The sequence below is a fragment of the Nitrobacter sp. CN101 genome, assembly GCF_055390255.1.
Genome location: NZ_AP038833.1, coordinates 838,373 through 862,765, shown reverse-complemented (window position 1 = coordinate 862,765; position 24,393 = coordinate 838,373). Strand labels below are relative to the sequence as shown.

At 61.2% G+C, this 24,393-nt stretch carries 23 protein-coding genes; 15 read left to right on the top strand and 8 right to left on the bottom strand.

Translation table 11 applies throughout. The features are described from left to right. Positions 1–5: 5 nt before the first annotated feature. The 8 genes from ACZ5IL_RS04070 (at position 6) to ACZ5IL_RS04035 (ending at position 9,883) form a co-directional block, all read left to right on the top strand. Positions 6–1,790, top strand: coding sequence for an acyl-CoA dehydrogenase (locus ACZ5IL_RS04070; protein ID WP_464595318.1), 1,785 nt, complete (start codon positions 6–8; stop codon positions 1,788–1,790). A gap of 29 nt (positions 1,791–1,819) precedes the next feature. Next, complete coding sequence (locus tag ACZ5IL_RS04065) at positions 1,820–2,578, top strand: crotonase/enoyl-CoA hydratase family protein (RefSeq protein WP_464595316.1); 759 nt, start codon at positions 1,820–1,822, stop codon at positions 2,576–2,578. A 190-nt stretch (positions 2,579–2,768) separates the two neighbouring features. Further along, complete coding sequence (locus ACZ5IL_RS04060) at positions 2,769–3,698, top strand: histone deacetylase family protein (protein WP_464595315.1); 930 nt, start codon at positions 2,769–2,771, stop codon at positions 3,696–3,698. Positions 3,699–3,764: 66 nt separating this feature from the next. After that, positions 3,765–4,016, top strand: a complete 252-nt coding sequence (locus ACZ5IL_RS04055; RefSeq protein ID WP_425908121.1) for an exodeoxyribonuclease VII small subunit — start codon at positions 3,765–3,767, stop codon at positions 4,014–4,016. 528 nt (positions 4,017–4,544) lie between these two features. Next, on the top strand, positions 4,545–6,473 hold the full coding sequence (dxs, locus tag ACZ5IL_RS04050) for a 1-deoxy-D-xylulose-5-phosphate synthase (protein WP_464595314.1): 1,929 nt from the start codon (positions 4,545–4,547) through the stop codon (positions 6,471–6,473). Positions 6,474–6,676: 203 nt separating this feature from the next. Beyond that, the gene (locus ACZ5IL_RS04045; RefSeq protein ID WP_464595313.1) at positions 6,677–7,432 is read left to right on the top strand and encodes a TlyA family RNA methyltransferase; all 756 of its coding nucleotides are present in this window, start codon (positions 6,677–6,679) and stop codon (positions 7,430–7,432) included. Next, a complete protein-coding gene (locus ACZ5IL_RS04040; RefSeq protein WP_464595311.1) occupies positions 7,416–8,687 on the top strand; it encodes a class I SAM-dependent RNA methyltransferase in 1,272 nt (423 codons plus the stop codon). The genes ACZ5IL_RS04045 and ACZ5IL_RS04040 overlap by 17 nt, the downstream gene beginning before the upstream one ends. A gap of 137 nt (positions 8,688–8,824) precedes the next feature. Then, positions 8,825–9,883 carry a class I SAM-dependent methyltransferase gene (locus tag ACZ5IL_RS04035; RefSeq protein WP_464595309.1) on the top strand — a complete coding sequence of 353 codons (1,059 nt, stop codon included), beginning with the start codon at positions 8,825–8,827 and terminating at the stop codon, positions 9,881–9,883. Positions 9,884–10,021: 138 nt separating this feature from the next. Here the strand turns inward: ACZ5IL_RS04035 and aroC are convergent, their stop codons facing one another. Next, positions 10,022–11,128: a chorismate synthase gene (aroC, locus tag ACZ5IL_RS04030; RefSeq protein WP_464595308.1), complete on the bottom strand. Its 1,107-nt coding sequence runs from the start codon at positions 11,126–11,128 to the stop codon at positions 10,022–10,024. Between the two features lie 123 nt (positions 11,129–11,251). Next, on the bottom strand, positions 11,252–11,845 hold the full coding sequence (locus ACZ5IL_RS04025; RefSeq protein ID WP_464595306.1) for a histidine phosphatase family protein: 594 nt from the start codon (positions 11,843–11,845) through the stop codon (positions 11,252–11,254). A 736-nt stretch (positions 11,846–12,581) separates the two neighbouring features. Between ACZ5IL_RS04025 and ACZ5IL_RS04020 the strand changes: the two genes are divergently transcribed. The 3 genes from ACZ5IL_RS04020 (at position 12,582) to ACZ5IL_RS04010 (ending at position 14,198) form a co-directional block, all read left to right on the top strand. Then, positions 12,582–13,187: a helix-turn-helix transcriptional regulator gene (locus ACZ5IL_RS04020; protein ID WP_464595305.1), complete on the top strand. Its 606-nt coding sequence runs from the start codon at positions 12,582–12,584 to the stop codon at positions 13,185–13,187. Between the two features lie 77 nt (positions 13,188–13,264). Then, positions 13,265–13,897 carry an acyl-homoserine-lactone synthase gene (locus ACZ5IL_RS04015; RefSeq protein WP_079445764.1) on the top strand — a complete coding sequence of 211 codons (633 nt, stop codon included), beginning with the start codon at positions 13,265–13,267 and terminating at the stop codon, positions 13,895–13,897. Positions 13,898–13,994: 97 nt separating this feature from the next. After that, positions 13,995–14,198, top strand: coding sequence for a hypothetical protein (locus ACZ5IL_RS04010; protein WP_464595303.1), 204 nt, complete (start codon positions 13,995–13,997; stop codon positions 14,196–14,198). Between the two features lie 72 nt (positions 14,199–14,270). Here ACZ5IL_RS04010 and ACZ5IL_RS04005 read toward each other — a convergent pair whose 3' ends face one another. Continuing rightward, complete coding sequence (locus ACZ5IL_RS04005) at positions 14,271–15,227, bottom strand: DnaJ C-terminal domain-containing protein (protein ID WP_464595302.1); 957 nt, start codon at positions 15,225–15,227, stop codon at positions 14,271–14,273. Positions 15,228–15,348: 121 nt separating this feature from the next. Next, on the bottom strand, positions 15,349–15,828 hold the full coding sequence (locus ACZ5IL_RS04000) for an RT0821/Lpp0805 family surface protein (protein WP_244553408.1): 480 nt from the start codon (positions 15,826–15,828) through the stop codon (positions 15,349–15,351). A gap of 41 nt (positions 15,829–15,869) precedes the next feature. On the opposite strand from ACZ5IL_RS04000, the gene pdxH reads away from it, so the two are divergent. Together pdxH and ACZ5IL_RS03990 are read left to right on the top strand one after the other, a co-directional pair. Continuing rightward, on the top strand, positions 15,870–16,511 hold the full coding sequence (gene pdxH / locus ACZ5IL_RS03995; protein ID WP_464595300.1) for a pyridoxamine 5'-phosphate oxidase: 642 nt from the start codon (positions 15,870–15,872) through the stop codon (positions 16,509–16,511). Beyond that, complete coding sequence (locus ACZ5IL_RS03990; RefSeq protein ID WP_309773550.1) at positions 16,508–17,299, top strand: SDR family NAD(P)-dependent oxidoreductase; 792 nt, start codon at positions 16,508–16,510, stop codon at positions 17,297–17,299. The genes pdxH and ACZ5IL_RS03990 overlap by 4 nt, the downstream gene beginning before the upstream one ends. 480 nt (positions 17,300–17,779) lie before the next feature. Here ACZ5IL_RS03990 and ACZ5IL_RS03985 read toward each other — a convergent pair whose 3' ends face one another. Beyond that, positions 17,780–18,760, bottom strand: coding sequence for a magnesium transporter CorA family protein (locus ACZ5IL_RS03985; protein ID WP_464595299.1), 981 nt, complete (start codon positions 18,758–18,760; stop codon positions 17,780–17,782). 483 nt (positions 18,761–19,243) lie between these two features. Here ACZ5IL_RS03985 and ACZ5IL_RS03980 point away from each other — a divergent pair, with 483 nt between their 5' ends. Beyond that, a complete protein-coding gene (locus ACZ5IL_RS03980; RefSeq protein WP_079445758.1) occupies positions 19,244–19,909 on the top strand; it encodes a L,D-transpeptidase in 666 nt (221 codons plus the stop codon). Between the two features lie 196 nt (positions 19,910–20,105). Here the strand turns inward: ACZ5IL_RS03980 and ACZ5IL_RS03975 are convergent, their stop codons facing one another. Then, on the bottom strand, positions 20,106–21,230 hold the full coding sequence (locus tag ACZ5IL_RS03975) for an extensin family protein (RefSeq protein ID WP_464595297.1): 1,125 nt from the start codon (positions 21,228–21,230) through the stop codon (positions 20,106–20,108). A 56-nt stretch (positions 21,231–21,286) separates the two neighbouring features. On the opposite strand from ACZ5IL_RS03975, the gene ACZ5IL_RS03970 reads away from it, so the two are divergent. Continuing rightward, positions 21,287–22,915: a fatty-acid--CoA ligase gene (locus ACZ5IL_RS03970; protein ID WP_464595296.1), complete on the top strand. Its 1,629-nt coding sequence runs from the start codon at positions 21,287–21,289 to the stop codon at positions 22,913–22,915. An 80-nt stretch (positions 22,916–22,995) separates the two neighbouring features. Here ACZ5IL_RS03970 and ACZ5IL_RS03965 read toward each other — a convergent pair whose 3' ends face one another. Together ACZ5IL_RS03965 and ACZ5IL_RS03960 are read right to left on the bottom strand one after the other, a co-directional pair. Beyond that, entirely contained in the window at positions 22,996–23,280 is a 285-nt protein-coding gene (locus tag ACZ5IL_RS03965; protein ID WP_464595295.1) for a hypothetical protein, read from the bottom strand. 134 nt (positions 23,281–23,414) lie between these two features. Beyond that, positions 23,415–24,296 carry a pirin family protein gene (locus ACZ5IL_RS03960; RefSeq protein ID WP_464595294.1) on the bottom strand — a complete coding sequence of 294 codons (882 nt, stop codon included), beginning with the start codon at positions 24,294–24,296 and terminating at the stop codon, positions 23,415–23,417. Between the last annotated feature and the right edge of the window lie 97 nt (positions 24,297–24,393).

Genomic DNA, 24,393 nt, shown 5'->3' with positions numbered 1-24,393 from the left:
CCGTCATGACCTATCGCGCTCCGATCAGCGACATGCTCCTTGCCCTCAACCACGGCGCCGGGCTGAAGGACGCGGTCGGGGCTGGTTACTACGGAAACTTCGATATTGAGATCACAGCCGCGATACTGGAGGAAGCGGGCCGGTTCGCGAGCGAGGTTTTGGCGCCGCTCAACCGCGCCGGAGACCAGCATGGCGCGAGGCTGAACGATGGGCACGTGACAACCGCGCCCGGCTGGGCCGACGCCTACCGGCGCTGGACGGCGGCGGGCTGGAACGCCGTCTCGGGGCCGGAGGATTTCGGCGGACAGGGGCTCCCGCTTGCCATCAACGCCGCCTGCACCGAAATTTGGAGCGCGGCGAATATCGCCTTCGGCCTGTGTCCGCTGCTGACACTCAGCGCGATCGAAGCGCTCCACACCCATGGCAGCGACGCGCTGAAGGCGATCTATCTCGAAAAACTAGTGTCCGGCGACTGGACCGGCACGATGCAACTGACCGAGCCGCAGGCGGGCTCGGATGTCGGCGCCCTGCGCAGCCGTGCCGAACGCGCCCCCGACGATAGCTACCGCATCTTCGGCACCAAGATCTTCATCACCTATGGCGACCACGACATGACCGAGAACATCGTGCATTTCGTGCTTGCGCGACTGCCCGATGCGCCCGCCGGGACCAAGGGAATCTCGCTGTTCCTGATTCCGAAATTCCTCGTCAACGCCGACGGCTCGCTCGGCGCGCGAAACGACATCCACGTTAGCGGCCTCGAGCACAAGCTCGGTATCCACGCCTCACCGACCTGCACCATGACCATGGGCGATGACGGCGGCGCCGTCGGCTATCTGATCGGCGAGGAAAATCGCGGCATGCGGTGCATGTTCACGATGATGAATCAGGCCCGGCTCGCCGTCGGACTCGAGGGCGTCGGCATTGCGGAACGTGCTTACCAGCAGGCGCTCGCTTATGCGCGGGAGCGCAGACAGGGACGCGCCGTCGGCGTATCCGGCGACGGCATGGACACCATTATCGTACATCCCGACGTCAGACGTATGCTGATGCAGATGCGCGCCCTCACCGCCGCCGCCCGCTCCATCTGCTACGCCACCGCCGTCGCACTGGATGTCGCGGCGCGCGCGACCGATCCCGAGGTGCACGCGGCCGCCGTCGCCCGCGGCGCACTTTTGACGCCGATCGCAAAGGCCTTTTCGACGGACATCGGCAACGAGGTGGCATCGCTCGGCATTCAAGTTCACGGCGGCATGGGGTTCATCGAGGAGACCGGCGCAGCGCAGCATTATCGCGACGCGCGCATCACCTCGATCTACGAAGGCACCAACGGCATCCAGGCGATCGATCTGGTGACACGCAAGCTGGGAGCGGACGGCGGCGCTGCGGTGCGCGCTCTTCTCGACGAACTGTCCAAGATCGTCGCGCGCGTCGAAGCCTCGAACGATCCCGCGTTCGGCACGACCGGTGCGAGACTGCGCGATGCGCTTGGGTCGCTCGAACGCGCGAGCAATTGGATTCTGGAACGGCTGGCCTCCTCGTCAAACGATGCGCTGGCCGGCGCGACGCCGTATCTGCGGCTGTTCGGCTCGACGCTCGGCGGATGCAAACTCGCGGAAGAAGCTCTCGCAGCGCTCGATTCCAGCGAGGGGTTCGGCGACCCTTTGCGTTACGTTACACTGGCGCGCTTCTTCGCCGAGAATGTCGCTGTGCAGGCTCCAGCGCTGGAGCGCACGGTGATCGACGGTGCGGAAGCCATCAACAGCGCCGAGGCAGTCTTGCTGGACTGAATTCCTGCGACACCGACAGGCTCGAACCCATGGGACATCTCCTGGTCAGCGACAATGACGCCATCCGCGTCATCACTCTGCAACGCCCCGAGAAGAAGAACGCGATCACCCGGGACATGTATCGCGCGATGAGCGGTGCCATCGACAGCGCGCAGAACGATCCGGTGATCCGCTGCATCGTCATCACCGGCAACTCCGGCGTGTTCACGGCAGGCAACGACCTCGACGATTTCCTGAAGGACGGCACTTCTGGCGGCGGCGATGAACGCGCTTCCGATGCGGTGAAATTCCTCTACTCGCTGGTGCAGAATACCAAGCCGCTGATCGCAGCGGTGGAAGGTATCGCCGTCGGCATCGGCACCACCATGCTGTTCCATTGCGACTACGTTCTCGCCGGAAGCTCGGCGACGTTCTCGACTCCTTTCATCCATCTCGGTCTGGTTCCGGAAGGCGCGTCCAGCCTGCTCGCGCCACAGTCGATCGGTCATCAGCGCGCCTTCGCCATGCTGGTGATGGGGCGCACACTCAACGCGAATGAGGCTCGCGAGGCGGGATTCATCAATACCGTGGTCGCGCCGGGTGAAGCCGCGGCCGAGGCAGAAAAGATCGCCCGCGAAATCTGCGCACTGCCGGCGGAAGCCGTCGCGCTTTCGCGCAAGCTTCTGAAACCGCCGCCGGAGGAGTTGACGCGCCGGATCGACCTGGAAAGCCGTCTTTTTGGGGAGCGGTTGCGCTCGGAGGAAGCGATCGCTGCATTCCAGGCGTTCTTCGCCCGCAAGAAGCGATGACGAGCGATAGCGAGATCCACGAGGCTCCCGCCTGCATGGAGGACCAAAGCGCAAGCCGCGGTTCGCCCTCGCTCTTGCCGCGCCAGCCATGGTACCATGAGGCGCCAACGCGCACTTTCGGAACCTCGCCCAACCCGATACCATTGACTTTCGCTGCCCCGCGATGCCGACGTGGCTGCCAGGATACTGCATGACAACGCTGGTTCTCACGCATGCTGCCAGTTTCGGTCATCTGACGCCGCCCGGTCACCCGGAGCGGCCGGATCGGATTCGTGCCATCGAGGAGGTGCTGACCGGCGATCGCTTCAGGAATCTGACGCGCGGCGAGGCCCCCGAAGGATCGCTGGATTCAGTCGCTCTCTGCCACAACGAGCATTATATCGGAGAGCTCCGGCATCTCTCGCCGACAGATGGTCTGGTTTATCTCGACAGCGACACCTCAATGTCGCCGGGGACATGGGAGGCGGCGATGCGCGGCGTCGGCGGCGCGATCGCGGCGACAGAAGCCGTCATCGCCGGCGATGCGAGCAATGCGTTCGTCGCCACGCGTCCTCCCGGACATCATGCCGAGACCGGTAGAGCGATGGGCTTCTGCTTATTCGACCAGGCAGCCATCGCGGCGAGGCATGCCCAGCGCAAGCACGGGATCGACCGCGTGGCGGTGGTCGACTTCGACGTGCATCACGGTAACGGCACGCAGGATATTTTCTGGGCCGACCGATCGGTCACGTACTGCTCGACGCACCAGATGCCGCTGTTCCCGGGCAGCGGCGCCATCAGCGAACGCGGCGATCACGACACCATCGTCAATGCGCCGTTGGCGTCCGGCGACGGTGGGGCCAAATTTCGTTCCGCGTTCGACAACCTGATCCTTCCTCGGCTGGAGAAATTCGCGCCGGAACTCTTGGTAATCTCCGCGGGCTTTGACGCGCACAGTCGCGATCCATTGGCTAATCTCAATCTGTCCGCGAGCGATTTCGGATGGGTGACCCGCAAATTGATGGATATCGCTGACGCAACGGCAGGCGGCCGAATTGTTTCGGTGCTCGAGGGCGGCTATGATCTAAAAGGATTGCAGGATTCGGTGGCCGCGCATGTCGCCGCACTCATGGGTGCGTGACAATGTGCCGCGATATTCCCGAAAAACGTCATAATCCGCCCAAACAATCGAGTCGGAAAAACCCAGATGGCCGAAAATGCCCCTGCTGACGTGAAGACGCTTTCCTTCGAGCATGCCATCGAGGAACTCGAATCGATCGTCAAGCGCCTGGAGGACGGCAAGGTCGCGCTCGAGGAATCGGTTGCGATCTATGAGCGCGGAGAAGCGCTGAAACGGCGCTGCGAGGAGTTGTTGCGCCGGGCAGAAGCAAGGGTGGAGAAAATTACCACGGATGCTTCCGGCCAGGTCACAGGCACCGAGCCGCTCGACGTACAGTGAAGCACCGCGCGTTGCGGAAAGGTGGGCGGATCGCTATGGCGTGCTCTTCATATGGTCTGTCAAAAGGTCAACGTTATTAAGAGGTATTAAAAACCCTTGAATGAATTGTCATTTTATTGTGGTCCCGCGAGGGCTTCCAAGGCTGCAACCTACGCTCCTCGACCACGTTAACATTTCAGTAGCCCGGTTCAGGAACTCTTGAACCTGCGGCAGAGTCACCTCTACTCGAGTGAAAGGGGGGACCGTTGGCTTTAACGGCGGGTTTGGTGTAAATGCTTCTGGAACGATGCGAACCGGCTCCGCCGCTGGCGCTCAAGTGGAGTAAGTGCTTCAAGCAGCTTGCAAAAATGATTGGACTACGCGATCCGACACATAGTGACGCCTATCATAATTCCCGGCCGGAGCATCAGGTAAACTTCGGACTCACGTTTCTCAGCGCGGGAGGTTTCGTGGCTCTTGGACGCTTTTTGCGTGACCACGCCAGCGTCCGTTTGCCGCTCCCGGACATGCAAGATTGGAAATGTCGCAGTGACCGCTTTCAATAAGACCCCGCTTCTCGACACCATCCGCACCCCCGCCGACCTGCGCAAGCTCAAGGTAGAGCAGGTCCAGCAGATTGCGGACGAGTTGCGTCTGGAGACGATCGACGCGGTTTCTGTGACGGGGGGGCATTTCGGTGCCGGTCTCGGCGTGGTCGAGCTCACCACGGCCATCCACTACGTCTTCGATACCCCGCGCGACCGGCTCATTTGGGATGTCGGCCATCAGGCCTATCCGCACAAGATCCTGACCGGCCGTCGCGACCGCATTCGCACGCTACGCACCGGTGGCGGCCTATCTGGATTCACCAAGCGCACCGAAAGCGACTACGACCCGTTCGGCGCCGCGCATTCCTCGACCTCAATCTCGGCCAGCCTCGGCATGGCGGTGGCGCGCGACCTTTCGGGCGGCAAGAACAACGTCATCGCCGTGATCGGCGACGGCGCGATGTCTGCAGGCATGGCGTATGAGGCGATGAACAATGCCGGCGCAATGAACTCGCGGCTAATTGTCATTCTCAACGACAACGACATGTCGATCGCGCCGCCGGTTGGCGCAATGTCCGCTTATCTGTCACGGCTATACTCCGGCAAGACCTATCGCTCGCTGCGCGAGGCGGCCAAGCAGCTCGGCAAGCACCTGCCTAAAATGATCGCCGACCGCGCCGAGCGCGTCGAGGAATATTCGCGCGGCTTCATGACCAACAGCGGCACGCTGTTCGAGGAACTCGGCTTCTACTATGTCGGCCCGATCGACGGTCACAACCTCGATCACCTGTTGCCGGTGCTGAAGAACGTCCGCGACATGGAGAACGGCCCGATCCTGGTTCACGTCGTGACCCAGAAGGGCAAGGGCTATCCGCCAGCGGAGGCCGCCGCCGACAAGTATCACGCCGTGGTCAAGTTCGACATCTCCACCGGCGCGCAGTCCAAATCGAAACCGAACGCACCCGCCTATCAGAATGTATTCGGCCAGAGTCTCGTCAAGGAAGCCGAGAAGGACGACAAGATCGTCGCCATCACCGCGGCGATGCCGTCCGGCACCGGCGTCGACATCTTCAACAAGGCTTTCCCGAAACGCACCTTCGATGTCGGCATTGCCGAGCAGCATGCTGTGACGTTCGCCGCCGGTCTCGCTACCGAGGGTTTCAAGCCGTTCTGTGCTATCTATTCGACATTCCTGCAACGCGGATACGATCAGGTGGTGCACGACGTGGCGATCCAGTCGCTCCCGGTGCGCTTCGCCATCGACCGCGCCGGCCTCGTCGGCGCTGACGGCGCGACACACGCCGGCTCGTTCGACAACGCTTTTCTCGGCTGCCTGCCGAACATGGTCATCATGGCGGCGTCCGATGAGGCCGAGCTGGTGCATATGGTGGCGACGCAGGTCGCGATCAACGACCGCCCCAGCGCGGTACGCTATCCGCGCGGCGAAGGCCGCGGCGTCGAAATGCCGGAGGTCGGCGTTCCGCTTCCGATCGGCAAGGGCCGCATCGTCCGCTACGGCAGCAAGGTCGCGCTGTTGTCTTTCGGCACCCGTCTTGCCGAATGCGAAAAGGCGGCCGACGAACTTGCCGCGCATGGCCTGTCCACCACCATCGCCGACGCCCGTTTCATGAAGCCGCTCGACGTTGACCTGGTGCTGAAACTCGCGCGGGACCACGATGTGCTTGTCACGATCGAGGAAGGCTCGGTTGGAGGCTTCGGCTCCCACGTGTTGCAGACGCTGACGGATAACGGCGCGTTGGACAACGGCTTGGTGCGGGTACGCTCGATGATCCTGCCGGACGAGTTTCTTGACCACGATACCCCGACCGCGATGTACGCTCACGCCGGGCTTGATGCCAAAGGCATCGTCACCAAGGTATTCGAGGCACTCGGCAAAGACGTCAGCGCCGAGACCGTCAAGCTGGCCTGAGCATCACATGATGCGCGCGCCGTTATTGCACGCACGCGACAAAATTGGCCCTTGCCAATTTTGCGCTGGGTCAAGCAATCCAGCGTTGCAGGCGAAGACTCGATTGCTTTTGCTTCGTCGCAAGTGCTCTTCGCAATGAAGACAGTATAGTCGTCGCGCGCATCGGATCGGTTTCCGGCCGGTCTCAAGGCTTTGAGCTCACCATGGCGAAGCGCGACAATACCGGACCTCACGCTCGCAAGCGAGCCGACGTTCTGCTGGTCGAGCGCGGCTTGTTCGAAAGCAGGGCGCGGGCTCAAGCCGCGATCGAGGCCGGGTTCGTTACCGCCAACGGAAAGGCGGTGACAAAAGTTTCCGAGACGATTGACGTCAATGCCGCGATCGAGGCGCGACCCGCGCACCCTTACGTATCGCGCGGCGGCGTGAAGCTTGCCGGCGCACTCGCGAAGTATCCGATCGAAATCGAGAACCATATCTGTCTTGATGTCGGCGCCTCGACCGGCGGCTTCACCGAAGTGCTGCTGAGCGAGGGTGCGTCGCTGGTGTTCGCCGTCGATGTCGGCCGCGATCAACTGCATCCGAGCCTGCGCGGTCATCCCCGGGTGGTGTCAATGGAGTCCACTGACATCCGCTCGCTGGAGGGCACGCGGCTACCGCAACGGCCGGACGTGGTGGTGATGGATGCGAGCTTTATCTCGTTGAAAGCCATCCTTCCGGTCGCATTGTCGCTGGCGGCAGCTCCGATGCATCTGCTCGCGTTGATCAAGCCACAGTTCGAGGCGCCGCGTGTCGCGATCAAAAAAGGCATCGTCCGCGACGCAGCGGTGCATCGGGCGGTGTGCAACGATATCGCTAACTTCGCGGCAACGCTGGGATGCATCGAGGTAGAGATTTTCCCGTCTTCGATTCCAGGGGGCGACGGCAACATCGAATTCTTCCTGGGTGCCCGCCGTGGTTAGGCAGGAACCTCAAATCGACAACACGCACCTGACCATCGATCACGTCGGTCATCGCGGCGACGGCGTCGCCCAGACCGATGGCGGCAACGTCTATGTCCCTTACACACTGGGCGGAGAAGCCGTCGAGATCGAACCGCTCACTGGCCGTGCCGACCGCGCACGCCTCCTCCGCATCGCAACAGCGAGCCCGGACCGGATCGCCCCGTTCTGTACTCACTTTGGCGCATGCGGGGGCTGTGCGATCCAGCACTGGCGGCCGGAGGCCTACCGCGCCTGGAAGCGGCAGATCGTGATCGACACGCTGGCACAGGCCCGCATCGACTGTGCGGTGGACGAACTCATCGACGCGCATGGCGCCGGCCGGCGGCGGATCACCCTCCATGCCCGGAGCGACGACGGCAAGCTGCGCGTGGGCTTCGCCGCGCCGAACAGCCATGCCATCGTGCCGATCGATGCGTGCCCGGTGCTCGACCCTGCCCTCCACGGCGCGATTGATGCAGCGCGCGAGCTAGCTGAAGCGCTGAAGCCTGCGAACAAGCCGCTCGATATCCAGGTGACCGCGACCTGCAATGGTCTCGATGTCGACGTCCGCGGCTCCGGACAACTGCCCGCCGCGTTGGTCGCAACACTATCGCGTATCGCAGAGGCACACCGGCTGGCGCGGCTGACCCGTCACGGCGAACTGGTACTCATGCGCGCGCAGCCTGTGATCGAGATCGGCGCGTCCCGACTTGTCCTTCCGCCAGGCTCATTCCTACAGGCGACGGTCGCCGGCGAAGAAACGCTGGCGGCCCGGGTCGCCGCACATTGCGGCAAGGCCAGGCATATCGCCGATCTGTTCTGCGGCGTCGGCCCATTCGCGCTGCGTCTGGCGGCCCGAGCGCGGATCGCGGCCTTCGACAGCGACGCAGCCGCAGTGGCGGCGTTACAGAAGGCGACAGCAGTCCCCGGGCTGAAACCGATCAAGGCCGAGATTCGCGATCTATTCCGCCGCCCGTTGATGGCCCAGGAACTGCGTGACCTCGATGCGGCGGTCTTCGATCCACCCCGGAAGGGCGCAGAGGCGCAAAGCAAACAACTCGCAGCCAGCAGGATTCCCGTCGTTGTCGCGGTGTCGTGCAACACAGCGACATTTGCACGTGACGCGCGCATCCTCATCGATGGGGGCTACAACCTGGAGACTGTAACGCCTGTCGATCAATTCCGGCATTCGCCGCACATCGAACTGGTCGCGAAATTTTCACGCCGGCGGTGAACCGTTCGCGGCGTACAATGACCCACGACCGAGGGGCTCCGTTTATCATCCGGAGGTATCGCTTCCTCCAACGCCATGGCTCACGCGTATCACAGCAGGTCGATCGGACCCGGGATGACCCTTCACAGGAGGCTTCCATGGACATGAATATGGATCGTCTGAATCAATTCATGGGCAAGATGGTCACCGATATCGGCGCGGCCGCCAATGCAGCCCTGATCCGCACCGGCGACCGCCTCGGGCTCTACAAGGCGCTGGCAAGTAAAGGCCCGATGACGCCCGCCGAACTGGCGCAAGCCACCGGCACTACTGAGCGTTACGTGCGCGAATGGCTGTCGGCGCAGGCTGCATCGGGTTACGTCGAGTATGACGCAACGACGAAGAAATTCTCGATGCTGCCGGAACAGGCGATGGTGTTCGCCGACGACGACAGCCCGGTATTCATGGGCGCGATCGGCGACATGATGGCCGCGATCATGCTCGATGAGCCGAAGGTCTCGGAAGCCTTCAAGAGCGGCAAAGGTGTCGGCTGGAACGACCGCGCCGAATGCCTGTTCTGCGGCACCGCGCGCTTCTTCCGTACGACCTACAAGCACCATCTGGTGCAGGAATGGTTGCCCGCGCTCGACGGCGTCGTGGCCAGACTCGAACGCGGCGCCAAGGTGGCTGATATCGGCTGCGGCCACGGCATCTCGACGCTGCTGATGGCCAAAGCCTATCCAAATTCGCATTTCTTCGGCTTCGATGCCCATCCGGGCTCGATCGCCGCCGCGCAAGCCGCCGCAACCAGCGAGGGCTTGAACCAGCGTGTCACCTTCGCAGTCGCGCCCGCCAAGGCGTATCCGGCCAACGACTACGATCTGGTATGCTTCTTCGATTGCCTGCACGACATGGGCGACCCTGTCGGCGCGCTCAGTCACGTCCGGGCGACGCTGGCGAAGAATGGCACCTGCATGCTGGTCGAGCCGTTCGCCCAGGACAAACTGGAAGACAACCTCAATCCGGTTGGCCGGCTGTTCTACGCGGCGTCCACCATGGTCTGCACGCCAGCGTCGATCGCCCAAGAGGTCGGCCTCGCGCTTGGCGCACAAGCCGGCGAGGCCAGGCTCCGCGAGGTCGCCAAGGCTGCCGGCTTCTCTCAGTTACGCCGCGCGGCGGAAACACCGTTTAACCTGGTGCTGGAGGCGCGAGTCTGAGCCGATAGATCGGCTCTCGTCCTGCGGGCCACGTCCTGTAGCGATTTTGAGCGAAGTGGATACCGGTTCGCGTGAAGAAAACGCGTCAGAACAACAATCTGGAGCTTCGCTTCTGATTCAATCAGAAACGGAAAAGCTCTAGCGCGCGCCGACCTGCCCTCGGTGACGCAGGAAATGATCCGCCAGAACGCAGGCCACCATGGCCTCTCCCACCGGTACGGCGCGGATGCCGACGCAAGGATCATGGCGGCCCTTGGTAAGGATATCGGTATCGGTGCCGTTGCGATCGATGGTCTTGCGCGGCGACAGGATGGACGAGGTCGGCTTCACCGCGAACCGCGCCACAACGGGTTGGCCGGTGGATATGCCGCCGAGAATGCCGCCGGCATGGTTCGAGGTGAACACCGGACCGTAGTTGCCCATATTGGACGAAGAACTGCGCATCTCGTCGGCATTCTCTTCACCGGTCAGCGCGGCGGCACCAAAGCCAGCGCCGATCTCGACGCCCTTGACCGCGTTGATGCTCATCAGCGCCGCGGCAAGGTCGCCGTCGAGCTTGGCATAGATCGGCGCGCCGAGTCCTGCCGGCACCCCTTCGGCCACCACCTCAACCACGGCGCCGATGGATGAACCACTCTTGCGGATACCATCGAGATAGCTCTCGAAGAAAGCGGCCTTGTCCTTATCGGGACAGAAGAACGGATTCCGCGCGATCTCGTCCCAATCCCATTTCTCACGATCGATCTTGTGCGGACCCATCTGTACCAGCGCGCCGCGCACGATCATATTGGGGACGATCTTGCGCGCGATCGCTCCGGCCGCGACCCGCATCGCGGTCTCGCGCGCCGAGGAGCGCCCGCCCCCTCGATAGTCGCGCAGACCGTACTTTGCCTCATAGGTGAAGTCGGCATGGCCGGGGCGAAACTTGTCCTTGATGTCGGAATAATCTTTCGAGCGCTGGTCGGCGTTCTCGATCAAAAGTCCGATCGGCGTACCCGTCGTCACCTGCTCGCCGGTCTCGGGATCCGCCATAACACCCGACAGAATCTTCACCGCATCCGGCTCCTGCCGCTGCGTCGTAAAACGCGACTGGCCAGGACGGCGGCGGTCGAGATCGCGCTGGATCTCCTCGACCGTTAGGGCGATCTGCGGCGGGCAACCGTCGACCACGCAGCCGATTGCTACCCCGTGGCTCTCGCCAAAGGTCGTGACCCGGAACAGATGACCGAAGGTATTGTGAGACATCGACAATCCAAAGCGCGAAACCGCTACTTCTCGTAGCGGCATGTTGCGCAAATCGCAACTTTCCGGCTTGCGGTTCGGCCGCTCTGTCACCTCAGGAACCGCCGGGGGAGCGCGGTTTCTTGCTTAACTATGCTTGGCCAGCCCATCCTCGCCGAGCACATACACCGCACCCTGCTCGATGCGCAGACTGGCAGCTGCTTTCGCAGTCTGAAGCCCCATCACGACCATCAGCGCCCGCGCCGTGCCGCTATGCGCGACCGCGACGGTGGCGGACCTCAGCGAATGATACCAGTCGCGCAACCGCGAGGTGGCTGAGGCGTAGCTTTCGCCTCCCGGCGGCGCCACGCCCCATTTATCAGCCTCACGGGCGGCATAGACATCGGGATTGGCGACCCTCATCTCCGCCAGGGTCAGACCTTCCCAATGCCCGTAACCGACCTCGCGCAACCGATCGTCGACGGAATAGTCATGAAGCGGCAGGTTCAATACGCCGCGCGTCAGTTCCATGGTAGCGCGCGCGCGGACAAGCGGGCTGGTGACGAAACCCAATCCGACGGGATCGCGATCCTCACGCGCAAGTAGCTTGCGCAGAATGTCCCCCGCTTTCGTCGCCTCGGCGCGGCCGAGATCATTGAGCGGAATGTCCTGGAGGCCCTGGAAACGGCCGAGGGCATTCCATTCGGTCTTGCCGTGACGGATGTAATAGATGGTGGGCATATCAAGGGCGGCTGGACTGACGACCGATTAGAATCAACGAAGTCATTCCACGTTTTCACTTGCAAGGCCGTGAGGGCCGTTGACGCCCGACCCGAGGTCGGACAGGCGGTGATGGTTGATGACCGCATATACACTATTGGTTCAGCGGAAATACAGGGGCTATGAAGCCGCTAGCTTGCCAATATCGCATCCCGGACCGCAGGGGGCGTTTTCAGGTCATCGGCCCACCGCGATAGCACTACCCATTCGTAACTCCCCGTACTAAAATAAATTCCGTGAGTTTCGAAAAATGCTCCAATATTGTCCCTACCGAATCGAGGAACTGCAAACCGTCGTCGACTGGCTCAAAACATCGCTTCCAAATTCAACTAAGGTCGGACAACACGGTTGACCTGCGCAGCGAATCAGAACCGCTAGATTTGGACAACGATCAAGGCGAACGGATCGCGAAGCTGATGAATCTAGGGAACTTTGAGGAAATCGCCAAGTTACCCGGGCAGCCAAGCCCTAGCTGTAGCGGCCGTAGCGACACGCCGCATCATACAACAGTTGCAATTAATCCAAATGTCGCTCGATAGTGTACTCAGCCGCCTATATAGGCAGTTCGGGGGCCGGAATGTCGCGACAGACGCTGGACGATACCCTAACTTGCATTGCGAGACTTGATAAGGCTTCGACCCTGGCACAGATAGCCGACGTCGTTGTTGACGTCGCGCGCCCGTTCGGCTTTTCGCATGTGCTCGCAGGCATCATTCCCGTTCCAGGGATGACTGCAGAGCAGCAAATCTCAAATGTCGTTTTGCATCAATGGCCGCAAGCGTGGAGCGAGCGCTATTTCACGCAAGGTTATCTTTTCGACGATCCCACCATCCATAGGGTCAACACCTCCACGGAACCATTTCTATGGTCCGAGCTTGAACCAACGTATCGCAACACACCAGCGCCGACGCGCATCATGGGGGAAGCGCGCGAGTTCAATCTCGGGTGCGGATTCACTGTTCCGATGATCACCCTCGATGGTCAAACGGCCGGTTTCTCCCTGGCAAGTGAGCGTGCTGAAGTCCCTCCCAAGGTGCGGCGACAGCTACAACTCATCGCCATGCACGCTTTCGCGCGAGCCCTCGCGCAAAAATATAACTCAGCCCCAGTGAATCTGACTCCGCGAGAAATGGACATCCTACAGTGGATGGCGGAAGGAAAAAGTGATTGGGAGATCGGTGTTATTCTGAAGGTCTCAGAACACCTCGTCGACAAGATCGCACGTCAGCTTCGCGCCAAACTGAACGCCACGAACCGCACCCAGACCGTCGCGACCGCGCTCAGACATAACCTTATCCGATAGGTCAAGGTACGGATTCCCGTACTTGTTCGCCGCCCTTCCTTCGCCCTAACTCGGCGTAGACATGGCGGAGAACTTCAATGATTCACATCGTAACGGCTGAGAATATCGGTGCCTATCAGTGCGAGATGGAACAGGCCTATCGGTTGCGTCACAATGTCTTTGTCGACGAAATGGGGTGGGAAGATCTGCGCAAGCCTGACGGCCGAGAGATCGACCAGTTCGACGATGGGCGCGCACTCCACATGCTCTACATCGAAGACGATCGCGTCCTTGGATATCAACGGATGCTGCCATCGATGCGCCCACACCTCCTCACGGAGGTGCTTCCGCACTTGTGCGAAGGCGACTTCCCTGTAGGACCACATATTTGGGAATGGACGCGCTATTGCGTGACGCGAGAACATCGCGATCGCGGACGCATTTTGAGCCCGGCCGGAAACCTGCTTTTGTCGTCTATCGTCGAATGGGGCCTAGCGAGCGGCGTCGGAAAGATCATCATCGAGATGAATCCGTTATGGCTTCTTCGCTTGGTGCAATTGAACTTTCGCGTAACCCCCCTCGGATTGCCGCAGCAGATCGGGAAAGATTCAATTATCGCCGTTACCGCGGCGTTCGATCGACGCACGCTGCAGAAACTTCAGGAAATGAGGGGCAATGTCGCCCAAGCCATTGTTGCCCAACCTGAAGCGGATCAGCGGCTTCGTGCTTAGCCAAAAAAACTCAGGCCCGTTTCGGTGCCGGATGTTCGGCGGATTCGATCACTAGCAATCATCTTTTCATGGCCATACCCGTTGGAGCGGCACGACAATGTTACGTCTCGAAAGATATGCAGCGGTTGAGCAGTTGATCGATGACGCTTGGGAAATGTCCTGCCAACTCGATCTCGGCTTGGTGAAACTCCTCCTGGAAATGGCGAAACTTGAACTCTATGAGGAGATGCAGGCCGCGATCGGTTCAAACGAGATTAAGCGTTCAGAAAGGCGAACGGGGGCTCGTCGACAACTGCAATAGAGCCTAGCGCGACAGCCGGGATGGACATCCCGGCCAACGCATCGCGTGATCAGGTTCCCCGCCGCACACGCGCTAACCGAGATCGCGACGGGGGCTGTAGGAGCGCGCGTCGCGCCACTTCTCCATGAGCGCCTCAAGCTCGGCGTCATTGCCGTCGGGCAGGACGATTCGTGTCGTAACGAACAGATCGCCGGAGGCCCCCCCCTTCGGGATGCCCTTGCCCTTGAGGCGAAAGGTGCGGCCGCCCGAAGTGTTCTTCGGGATAGACAGTTCAACTGCGCCGCCGAGCGTCGGCACCCGCACCTTGCTGCCCAGCACCGCCTCATAGAGCGTGATAGGCAGCTCGGCGCGCAAATCGCCCCCGTCGATCTTGAAGAACGGATGCGGGGCGACCGTTACCGTGATCAGGAGATCACCGGGGCGATGTCCGGGCACGGTTTCGCCCTGCCCTCTCAGCCGAATCTGCTGGCCCGACGTTACGGCGGCCGGAATTCTGACATTGAGTTCCTTGCCGCTGGGCAGGCGAATGCGTTTCTCGCCACCTTTGACCGACTCCTCGAGCGTGACTGTCATGGCGATATTGAGATCGAGATCAGGCGAACCAAACGTGCTGGACTCAAAGTCAAACGCCTGCGCGCCCGGCCGGCGTCCACCCCGCGCGCCGCCGAACATGCTGTTGATAATGTCCTCAAACCCGCCACCATCACCCCCGGGGCCACCGCCACCGCGGAAGCCGTACTGCTCGAAACCGCCGCCCGGCCGCGCGCCAGCGCGACCTCCACCGCCTGGGAAACCCTGAAAGCGCGGCTTGCCGTCTGCGTCGATCTCGCCCCGGTCAAACTGCTTGCGTCTGACCTCGTCGCCTAGGATCTCGTTGGCGGAATTCACCTCCGCGAACCGTTCGGCGGCCTTGGGATCGTTCGTGTTGGCGTCGGGGTGGTGCTTCTTCGCGAGCTTGCGAAAGGCACTCTTAATCGCCGCGGCGCTGGCGCCCCGCTGCACCCCCAAGACCTCATAGGGGTCGCGCATCCGTACCGTCTCCTTCAGGAATCTGGACAATGAGCCCCCGGACCCACCGTGCCTATCATTTGGGGTATCCGTGGCATTTTTGCAACGAGGTGGTTCAGCTATTCGCAGCTGCCGTTCTGCATCAGCTTCGCCAGGGTTTGAGGGATTGGATTTCCCACTGACCGCCGCGGGCTCTGCACGCCGCCCCCTGCAACCAACTTTCGGACTTTCCGTTAACGTAACTCGCCAAAAAATCACGGCAAGTGCGCCCCTCGGCGCTATAGGCCTGTGCCAGCGGCGTCACCGAGCCCCGCGCGCCGGTCGAGGGATTTTCCCATGGCTGGCTCGCATCCTTATTCCCTTTAGTCAGCACGTCGGAGGCGGCTGTGCGCGCGAAAGCAAGATCGGTGTCCGTCGGACGCGCATGGGAGAGCGCTGCGATCGATCCGGTAGCCTCATCGTCTCCCATCTGCGCGAACGCCGCTTGATTCCGTGCCATACTGCAGCCTCCGGTCGTCGCCCCGATCATAATCGCCGCCACGATAGCGGCGAAAGGTCCGATCGCGGATAGGCCAACGCGCAGACGTGCCCTATACAGGTTTGCCCTGTATAAGGACCGCAACGGACTTTCGACGATAGACCGGCGCAACCTGTGGACCCCGTATGAACGACACCACGGACATCAAGAACACAAGCCAGTTAACGTCCGGTGATTTCACGGAAGCTCAGGATCCTTTTGCCCTCTTCGCGGCGTGGCTCGCGGAAGCCGTCGTGTCAGAACCAAACGACCCCGATGCCATGGCGCTCGCTACCACAGACGCCGACGGCCTGCCTGATGTGCGCATGGTGCTGATGAAGGGCTTCGATGCCGGGGGCTTCGTGTTCTACAGCCACATCGCCAGCGCCAAGGGCCGCGAACTCGCCGCAAATCCCAAAGCGGCATTGTTGTTTCACTGGAAGTCGCTACGCCGGCAGGTCCGTGTGCGCGGCCCCGTGACGCCCGTCACCGATGCGGAGGCCGATGCCTATTTCGCCACGCGCCCGAAGCAGGCGCAGATCGGCGCCTCGGCCAGCAAGCAGTCGCAGCCGCTGGAAAGCCGTTTCGCGTTCGAGCAGGCGATCGAGAAGGAAGCCGCAAAATACATCATCGGCGGTGTGCCGCGACCGGCGGGCTGGAGCGGCTGGCGGATCGCACCGACGCAATTCGAATTCTGGCACGACCGCCCATTCCGGCTGCACGACCGCATCGAATTCCGCCGCACGGCGCCTGATGCGCCGTGGACCAAGACAAGGCTGTACCCATGACCCCCGACAAGGCAAATCCTCGAACCGAGATGGCAACGGCGGTCGACCCCAACGCCCCGCGCCGCACATTGCTGCTGACCGGCGCGAGCCGCGGCATCGGCCACGCGACCGTAATCCGGTTTTCCAGCGCGGGATGGCGGGTCATCACCTGCTCGCGGCATCCGTTTCCGGAACAGTGCCCCTGGGATGCCGGCCCCGAAGACCACATTCAGGTCGACCTGTCCGACCCCGAAAACACGATGCTGGCCATCCAGGAGATCCGATCGCGGCTCGAAGGCGGTAAGCTGCACGCGCTGGTCAACAATGCCGCGATCTCGCCGAAGGGCGAGGGCGGCGCGCGGCTTGGCTCACTGAACACCGACATGGAGACCTGGGAGAAGGTATTCCGCGTCAACTTCATGGCGCCGATCATGCTGGCGCGCGGACTGATCGGCGAACTGAAGGCTGCGAAAGGCTCTGTTGTGAACGTCACATCGATCGCCGGCTCGCGCGTACATCCGTTCGCGGGCGCGGCCTATTCAACTTCAAAAGCGGCGCTGGCCTCACTGACCCGCGAGATGGCGGCGGACTTCGGCCGCCTCGGCGTACGCGTTAATGCAATCGCGCCGGGCGAGATCGACACTTCGATCCTATCGCCTGGAACCGAGAAGATCGTCCAGCGCCAGATTCCGCTGCGTCGCCTCGGCACCCCGGACGAAGTCTCAAAAATCGTCTACGTGCTCTGCACGGAGACGAGTTCATATGTCAACGGCGCGGAGATCCACATCAACGGCGGCCAACACGTATAGACCGGACGCGGACAAGCACCATTGGCACGTATCATTTCCGGAACCGCAGTCGCCGTCGGACTCCATAGCTCCCGCCATGGAAATCCGAGCTCACGTGAAATCGCGTATCCGGGATGAGGACGCTAAATTCAATCCGCGCAAGATCTTCGTGACGGCGCGCGCAATATCGGCGCAGCGAGACCCGCGCTGGAACAATCGTCGTCATTCTCACCGTCGAGCAACGCTGCACCGCAATGCCGGCATGTGCGTATGGGAGCGACCGCAGCATTGTCCGCACTGAATCTGCGCAACCGTTGATAGCTGCGAAAATCGAGGACGTTGCGATCCCTTGTTACGACTTTCTCAACCATTGTAACTCCCGCGATGTCATGCACGGGTTATGGCAGCAATTTTTCTTGAAAAGCGTTCAGGCGAACATTCAAATTTTACGGGGAAAATTGTGGCAAGCCCTGTCGCAAGGCCGGTGCTCGAGAGTTGGTCCTACAACCACTTCTTCCATTTAAAGATCATGTAGGGCAGCACCGCAGCAATCACCATCATGGTGAGCGCGAATGGATAGCCGTGCGACCAGTCCAGCTCTGGCATCATCTTGAAATTCATACCGTAGATCGAGGCGATCAGCGTCGGCGGCATCAGCACCACAGCCATGACCGAAAACAGTTTAATGATGTTGTTCTGCTCGAGATTAACAACTCCAAGCATTGCATCGAGCACGAAGGTGATCTTGTTCGACAAATAAGAGGCGTGATCGGAGAGCGAAGCGACGTCACGCTGCATCGTCTTGAGCTGAGCGCGCATGTCCTTAGACCATTTGGTGCTGTTGGATTCGGTCGCGACGAAGGTGACGAGACGACCTATCGAGACCAGGCTCTCGCGAACTTTCGAGGTGAGATCGCCCTTGCGGCCGATTACGATGAGGATTTCGGAATAGCGTTTGGCGCGGCCGGCGCGCGCGGACTCATTCGGCTCGAAAATGTCGTGGCTGACTTGATCGACGTCGGCACCGGCGCGCTCCAGAATGTCGGCGCAGCGATCGATCACGGCGTCGAGCAATTCGAGCAACACCCCCTCGCCGGACAAACCCTGTGCAGCCGCGCGCGCAAGCTTGTTCTCCACCAGCGCAAACGGCTTTAGCGCGTCGTAGCGCACGGTGACGAGACGATGGCCGGACAGGATGAACGTGACAGGGGTGATGCGCGGGCGGTCGGTTTCGCTGCCGCACATCAGACTGGCAGTCATGTAGCGCGCGCCGTTCTCGACATAAAGGCGGCTGGAAATCTCGATCTCCTGCATGTCCTCCCGGGTCGGCACCGCGACCCCTGCGAGCCCCTCCACAGCGCGATCCTCGCCCGGCGTCGGATTCTCGAGATCGATCCACACGGCGCTGTCGGGCAGCGCGGCGGGATCGACCGAATCTGTCTTTCGTAGCGCCATGCCATCCGGCGCGAAGATCGAGAGCATGGCTCCTCCGAGGATGCCGGCACGGACTCAAGGCGTGGGCACGGACAATCTGAAGTACGCTACTGGAGTGAATTTGACATTCGCCAGCTACTTTGTTGCGAACCGACAAACGAACTTGAAAGTCTAGTGGCCGATTGATCCCGACCTTTGCAAGGGCTCCGCCCGCAACGGAATGCAAATATTGGAATAGGAACCAATCGCAGCATTGAAAAGCAGGCAAGGCAGCCGCCGCTGCAGCGGATGCAGTTATTCCGATACGCTGGGAACCAGCAATTACACGCTTCTTGCTACCGTCTTAAAATACTGCGCCGCTGATTTGCGGATCGGCATTTGCGGCAAAAATACCACAGGCGCGAGTTTGCGTAGCGACAGAGGCTTCTAAGTGCTGGAATTCGAGGGAATTCCGACAATAATGAGTTTAGAAGATTCTTGGCCTCTGGGGTGCAAGTCGCCAGGATTTCAGTGGGCATTTGGAAAACAACGATGTCGTCTCTTCGGATTAAACTTGGGATTCTGGCCGCGGGGCTAATGCTGTCGGGCTGCATGCAGGCCACGCATTACGAAGCCACCAACGCCAACAACTTCAAGCCGCGCGACAAGGAGTTGCTGTCCAAGGTCTCCTACACGCGAACGCCGGTGGCTGCGCCGTTCCGCCGCGCGATCGTCGATTATCACCGTAAGGAAGCGCCGGGCTCGATTATGGTCGATTCCGACAACCACTATCTCTATTACGTGCTCGATAACGGCAAGGCGATCCGCTATGGCGTCACCGTCGGTGAGGAAGCGCTGGCGTTCTCCGGCGTGGCGAGGGTCGGCAACATGCGCGAGTGGCCGGACTGGATTCCGACCGCCGATATTCACAAGCGCATCGAGGGACTGCCGTCCCGCGTGGCGGGCGGACCGGATAACCCCCTCGGCGCGCGAGCTCTGTATCTTTATCAGGGCAACAAGGATACGTTGTTCCGGATCCACGGAACCAACCAACCGGAATATATCGGTGCCTCGATTTCCTCGGGCTGCATTCGCATGACCAATGAGGACGCCATCGATCTTTATGATCGCGTCAAGGTGGGAACGGTAGTGGTTGTGCTTGAGCCGAAGCACGGCGCGAAGATGGCCTCGTGGAATGGCGGCGGCAACTTTAACTGATCGAACGATTTCTCAATCTGCAAAGCGCCGGTTTTCCGGCGCTTTTTTTATTGCCGTCTGTTTCCCCCGGCGTGTCGGGCCATACCAGCATTGATGGAACCAAAGCCGCTTCAGCTTTGTTTTGGGGCGCTTCTTCATGCGAACTGGTGCGCATCTCGGGGCAAACTCGCGAATATGCTTCGCCTATAGCCGTCAATCAGTCGAATAGCGGTCGGAGGAATGGCGGGAGATTGCTGTGGAGCCTCCCTTTGCGTTTCACAGAGTTAGCGGCTGAGCGCCGCGTTGGCGATTTTGAAGCCGATGGCGGCGGCCACTTTGCAACCTTACCCGCAGCGTCGGCGGTCGTAGGCCGCTTCCGGGGCACGGGCACCACTTCCGCCGAGATAGCCGCTGCAGATCCAGCTTGCGGGGCAGCGCGAGATACCACGCGGCGCTCCGGCACCGTTTCAGACGCCTTGCCTTTTTCGTCCGCCATTTCGCGCTGCGGCGCTTCCGCCGGACGTTCGGTTGGCAGCAACGGCGCGACCGCCGGCACAGGGTCATAGATTTCCCAGTGACAGATCCGGTAGCCGTTGCGGCGCTGAATCAGGTCGAGGTGAATATGGTTCTCGTGATAGCCATCCGATCCAGGCCCCAGCACCGTGGTGAAGCGCGCGCAAACCGAGCCCAGCACCTTTTCCCGCAAATCCCGCTCCACCGCCCGATCCGTCAAATCGATTGTCCGCCCGTTTGCGAGCTTGAGGGCACCCACGTCGAGCGCATTGGCGCGCCCGTGTTCGGACAGCTTTGATCCGGCGACCCGGTTGCGCCCTCGGCATTCAAACGAGTCGAGATTGTCGAGTTCGCTGACCCGGCTACCGAGCCCCTCAGCCAGCGGCGCCATGTCGCTTCGAATCCAGTCCGCAATCGCGGACGCCATTTTGCAACGGAGGGTGGCAGCAGGCTTGACCGCTGCCCGGCCACCGTCGGGCAGCACCACGGCTTCAAGCCGGACCAGATCGTCACCGCCGCACTCGCCCGGCCCCGCGATCGCAGGAATGCTCGGGGCGATGGCGACCGAATCGGTCAACGCCAGGCGGCAGGGAGAAGGCTCCGGCGCAATCTCGGGCGTCGTGGGGCGATCCTCCGCCATCTGCGTGCTACCCTTGCCATCGGGCGCCGGCGCGGCGGCCGGACGAGGTTGTGGCAACGGCGTCCTGCTCCCAGCCAATGCCGTTCCCGGCATTAAAAGGACTGCGAGCGCTACCATGGCCCATGGGTCGCGGGCTAAAGCACCGCACAGCAGTTGGCCGCCTGAAATCCCCGCGCCAGACTTCTTCATGGCAAATCCCCGCCAGGAGACCGATAAAGAGAGCAAGGATCAACAGGAAGGTTCGAATGCTCGGCTTGATGCAAGACTGGCCTCTGCTGTGTCATCGGATCATCGATCACGCGGCGAAGGTTCATAGCGGGCGCGAGGTGGTCACGCGATCGGTCGAAGGTCCGATTCATCGAACCAACTACGGCGAAATTCGCGGCCGCGCGCTGAAACTGACGCAGCGGCTCGATCGCCAAGGCATCAAGCTGGGAGACCGCATCGCTACCATCGCCTGGAACACCTGGCGTCATCTCGAGGCCTGGTATGGCATCATGGGCATCGGCGCGGTCTGCCATACCGTAAACCCTCGCCTGTTTCCGGATCAGATCGCCTGGATCATCAACCATGCGAAAGATCGCATCGTGATGACCGATATCACCTTCATCCCGATTCTGGAGAAGATCGCCGACAGGCTGCCAAGCGTGGAACGCTACATCATCCTCACCGATAAGGTGCATATGCCGCAGACCGCGCTGAAAAATGCGGTCCCATACGAAGACTGGATCGCGGAAGCCGACGGCGACTTCACCTGGAAAACCTTTGACGAGAACACCGCAGCGGCGATGTGCTACACGTCGGGAACCACGGGCAATCCGAAAGGCGTGGTGTACTCGCATCGTTCCAATGTGTTGCATTCGATGATTGTCAACAGCGCTGACGCGCTGGGTGCGGCATCGAAGGATACAATGCTGCCGATGGTCCCGCTGTTCCATGCCAATAGTTGGGGAATAGCGTTCTCTGCGCCATCCATGGGCACAAAGCTCGTGATGCCCGGCGCCAAGCTCGACGGCGCATCGGTTTACGAACTGCTGTCGAGCGAGAAAGTCACCTTCACAGCGGGCGTCCCGACCGTGTGGCTGATGCTGCTGCAGCATATGGAAACAAACAACCTCAGGCTGCCGGACCTCAAGGTGGTGATCTGCGGCGGCTCGGCGGCGCCACGCTCGGTGATCAAGGCTTTCGACGACATGGGCATCGAGGTTCGCCACTCCTGGGGCATGACGGAGATGTCGTCACGCGGCACTGCCGGTGCATTGCAAGGCAGGTTCAGCCACCTCAAGGGAGACGCCAAGCTCGATCGGCTGCAGATGCAGGGATACGCGCCATTCATGGTCGAGATGAAGATCACCGACGACGCCAGCAACGAACTGCCGTGGGATGGCACGACCCCCGGCCGGCTCAAGGTGCGAGGCCCCGCGATCTCCGGCGCCTACTACCGCGTCAATGACAATATCCTCGACGGAGAGGGCTTCTTCGATACCGGCGACGTTGCCACCATCGACGAGTACGGCTACGTCCGGATCACGGACCGATCAAAGGACGTGATCAAATCAGGGGGCGAATGGATCTCGTCGATCGATCTGGAAAATCTCGCCGTTGAACATCCCAAGGTAGCGGAAGCCGCCGTAATCGGGATACACCACCCCAAATGGGGCGAACGCCCGCTTTTAATTCTCCAAGTCAGGGAAGGCGAGAGCGCGACGCGCGAAGAGATTCTCGGCTTCATGGATGGCAAGATAGCCAAGTGGTGGATGCCCGACGACGTCGCATTCGTCGACAGCATTCCCCACACCGCCACCGGAAAGATTCTGAAAACGGCGCTGCGCGAACAGTTCAGGGGGTACAGCTTTCCTAACGCCGCGACGTGACATCTCGGCGCTGAACCAACGAAATGCCTGGGCCGTGAGGCCAAGCATTTTCAAGCAACGGACTGAGGCATCGCGATGGTTCAACCCTGTTTGTCATAAGAGAACTGAATACCGGCCGTTCCACCCGTCTCGATGAACAAATTAATGAAGGCCGGAACGGTCTCGGCACGCTTCCAGTCACGTTGCAGTTCGCAGAAGAGCTGCGGCACACTGATGAGCTTTGCGCCGGCCTGTTCGAGGATCTGCCGATCCATCGATGCAATGGAGTTCACCTGCACCGGTTGATAGTCGATGATGATGAACGCGGAATTTTGCGGCGTCAGAAGATCATCCTTTGCCGGATCACGGATTGCTTCGCTGACCACGGGTCATTTCCTTTCATTGAAGGGCTCGCTGACATTGACGCGGGTGCACCAACGGCGGGACGAGTGCACCGCCGCTGAATGTTGAAGGATGAGGCGCGATCCGGCTAACCGAATCGCGTCCATCTCAACCGTCGTCAGCCGCTGGCCGCGACCGGCTCCAGAGTGCCGAAGCGGCCGCTCTGGAAATCGATCATGGCCTGGCGGATTTCGCCTTCCGTGTTCATGACGAACGGGCCATGCATCACCACCGGCTCGTCGATTGGCTCACCGGAGAGGATCAGTACTGAAGCCTCACCATTTGCCTCGATAGTCATCTCTCCGCCGTTGCGGTCGAGCAATGCGAACTGCGCCTCGCGGGCGATCTCGCTGCCGTTGACAAGCACCGTGCCCTTTAGCACCACCACCGCGACGGTGTGCCCTTCCGCCGGCTTGAACGTGGCAACGCCGTTGCGGTTGAGCTTCACGTCGTAGATGTCGATCGGCGTAAAGGTCTTCGCCGGCCCTTTTCGGCCCTCGAACCCACCGGCGATCACCCGCAGCTTGCCGGCGCCGTCCGGTAGATCCACCGCCGGAATGTCGGCGTCGAGCAAGGTCTGGTATCCGGGATCGGCGTTCTTCGCCTTGGCCGGCAGATTGACCCAGAGTTGCACCATCTCCAGCGTGCCACCCTTCTTGGTGAAGGCGCGGGAGTGGAACTCCTCATGCAGGATGCCTGAGGCTGCCGTCATCCACTGCACGTCGCCCGGCCCGATCAAGCCGCCGTTGCCCGTGGAATCGCGGTGCTCGACCTCACCCTGATAGACAATGGTGACGGTCTCGAAGCCGCGATGCGGATGCACGCCCACACCGCGCGGCTGCTCCACCGGGGTAAAGTCGGCCGGCCCGGCATAGTCGAGCAGCAGGAACGGGCTGACATGGTCGCCGTGGCTGGCGTGCGAGAATAGCGAGCGAACCGGAAAACCGTCGCCCACCCAATGCTGCCGGGGACCGCTAAAGACACCAAGTACCTTTCGCATGATGAACCTCCGTGAGGCGGCCTTGTTCGACCGCTGTTGCAACGAAGGATATAGGTGGGACAAATACCCCGGTAGCTGGCAATATCGTCCATCACTG

Excerpts from the sequence above, each read along its gene's own strand:
- ACZ5IL_RS03970 (WP_464595296.1), top strand. The coding sequence starts at position 21,287 with ATGCTCGGCTTGATGCAAGACTGGCCTCTGCTGTGTCATCGGATCATC.
- ACZ5IL_RS04070 (WP_464595318.1), top strand. The coding sequence starts at position 6 with ATGACCTATCGCGCTCCGATCAGCGACATGCTCCTTGCCCTCAACCAC.
- ACZ5IL_RS03990 (WP_309773550.1), top strand. The coding sequence starts at position 16,508 with ATGACCCCCGACAAGGCAAATCCTCGAACCGAGATGGCAACGGCGGTC.
- ACZ5IL_RS04005 (WP_464595302.1), bottom strand. The coding sequence starts at position 15,227 with ATGCGCGACCCCTATGAGGTCTTGGGGGTGCAGCGGGGCGCCAGCGCC.
- ACZ5IL_RS04060 (WP_464595315.1), top strand. The coding sequence starts at position 2,769 with ATGACAACGCTGGTTCTCACGCATGCTGCCAGTTTCGGTCATCTGACG.
- aroC (WP_464595308.1), bottom strand. The coding sequence starts at position 11,128 with ATGTCTCACAATACCTTCGGTCATCTGTTCCGGGTCACGACCTTTGGC.
- ACZ5IL_RS04025 (WP_464595306.1), bottom strand. The coding sequence starts at position 11,845 with ATGCCCACCATCTATTACATCCGTCACGGCAAGACCGAATGGAATGCC.
- ACZ5IL_RS04010 (WP_464595303.1), top strand. The coding sequence starts at position 13,995 with ATGTTACGTCTCGAAAGATATGCAGCGGTTGAGCAGTTGATCGATGAC.
- ACZ5IL_RS04055 (WP_425908121.1), top strand. The coding sequence starts at position 3,765 with ATGGCCGAAAATGCCCCTGCTGACGTGAAGACGCTTTCCTTCGAGCAT.
- pdxH (WP_464595300.1), top strand. The coding sequence starts at position 15,870 with ATGAACGACACCACGGACATCAAGAACACAAGCCAGTTAACGTCCGGT.
- ACZ5IL_RS04015 (WP_079445764.1), top strand. The coding sequence starts at position 13,265 with ATGATTCACATCGTAACGGCTGAGAATATCGGTGCCTATCAGTGCGAG.
- ACZ5IL_RS03985 (WP_464595299.1), bottom strand. The coding sequence starts at position 18,760 with ATGCTCTCGATCTTCGCGCCGGATGGCATGGCGCTACGAAAGACAGAT.
- ACZ5IL_RS04035 (WP_464595309.1), top strand. The coding sequence starts at position 8,825 with ATGGACATGAATATGGATCGTCTGAATCAATTCATGGGCAAGATGGTC.
- ACZ5IL_RS03960 (WP_464595294.1), bottom strand. The coding sequence starts at position 24,296 with ATGCGAAAGGTACTTGGTGTCTTTAGCGGTCCCCGGCAGCATTGGGTG.
- ACZ5IL_RS03975 (WP_464595297.1), bottom strand. The coding sequence starts at position 21,230 with ATGAAGAAGTCTGGCGCGGGGATTTCAGGCGGCCAACTGCTGTGCGGT.
- ACZ5IL_RS04065 (WP_464595316.1), top strand. The coding sequence starts at position 1,820 with ATGGGACATCTCCTGGTCAGCGACAATGACGCCATCCGCGTCATCACT.
- ACZ5IL_RS03980 (WP_079445758.1), top strand. The coding sequence starts at position 19,244 with ATGTCGTCTCTTCGGATTAAACTTGGGATTCTGGCCGCGGGGCTAATG.
- ACZ5IL_RS04045 (WP_464595313.1), top strand. The coding sequence starts at position 6,677 with ATGGCGAAGCGCGACAATACCGGACCTCACGCTCGCAAGCGAGCCGAC.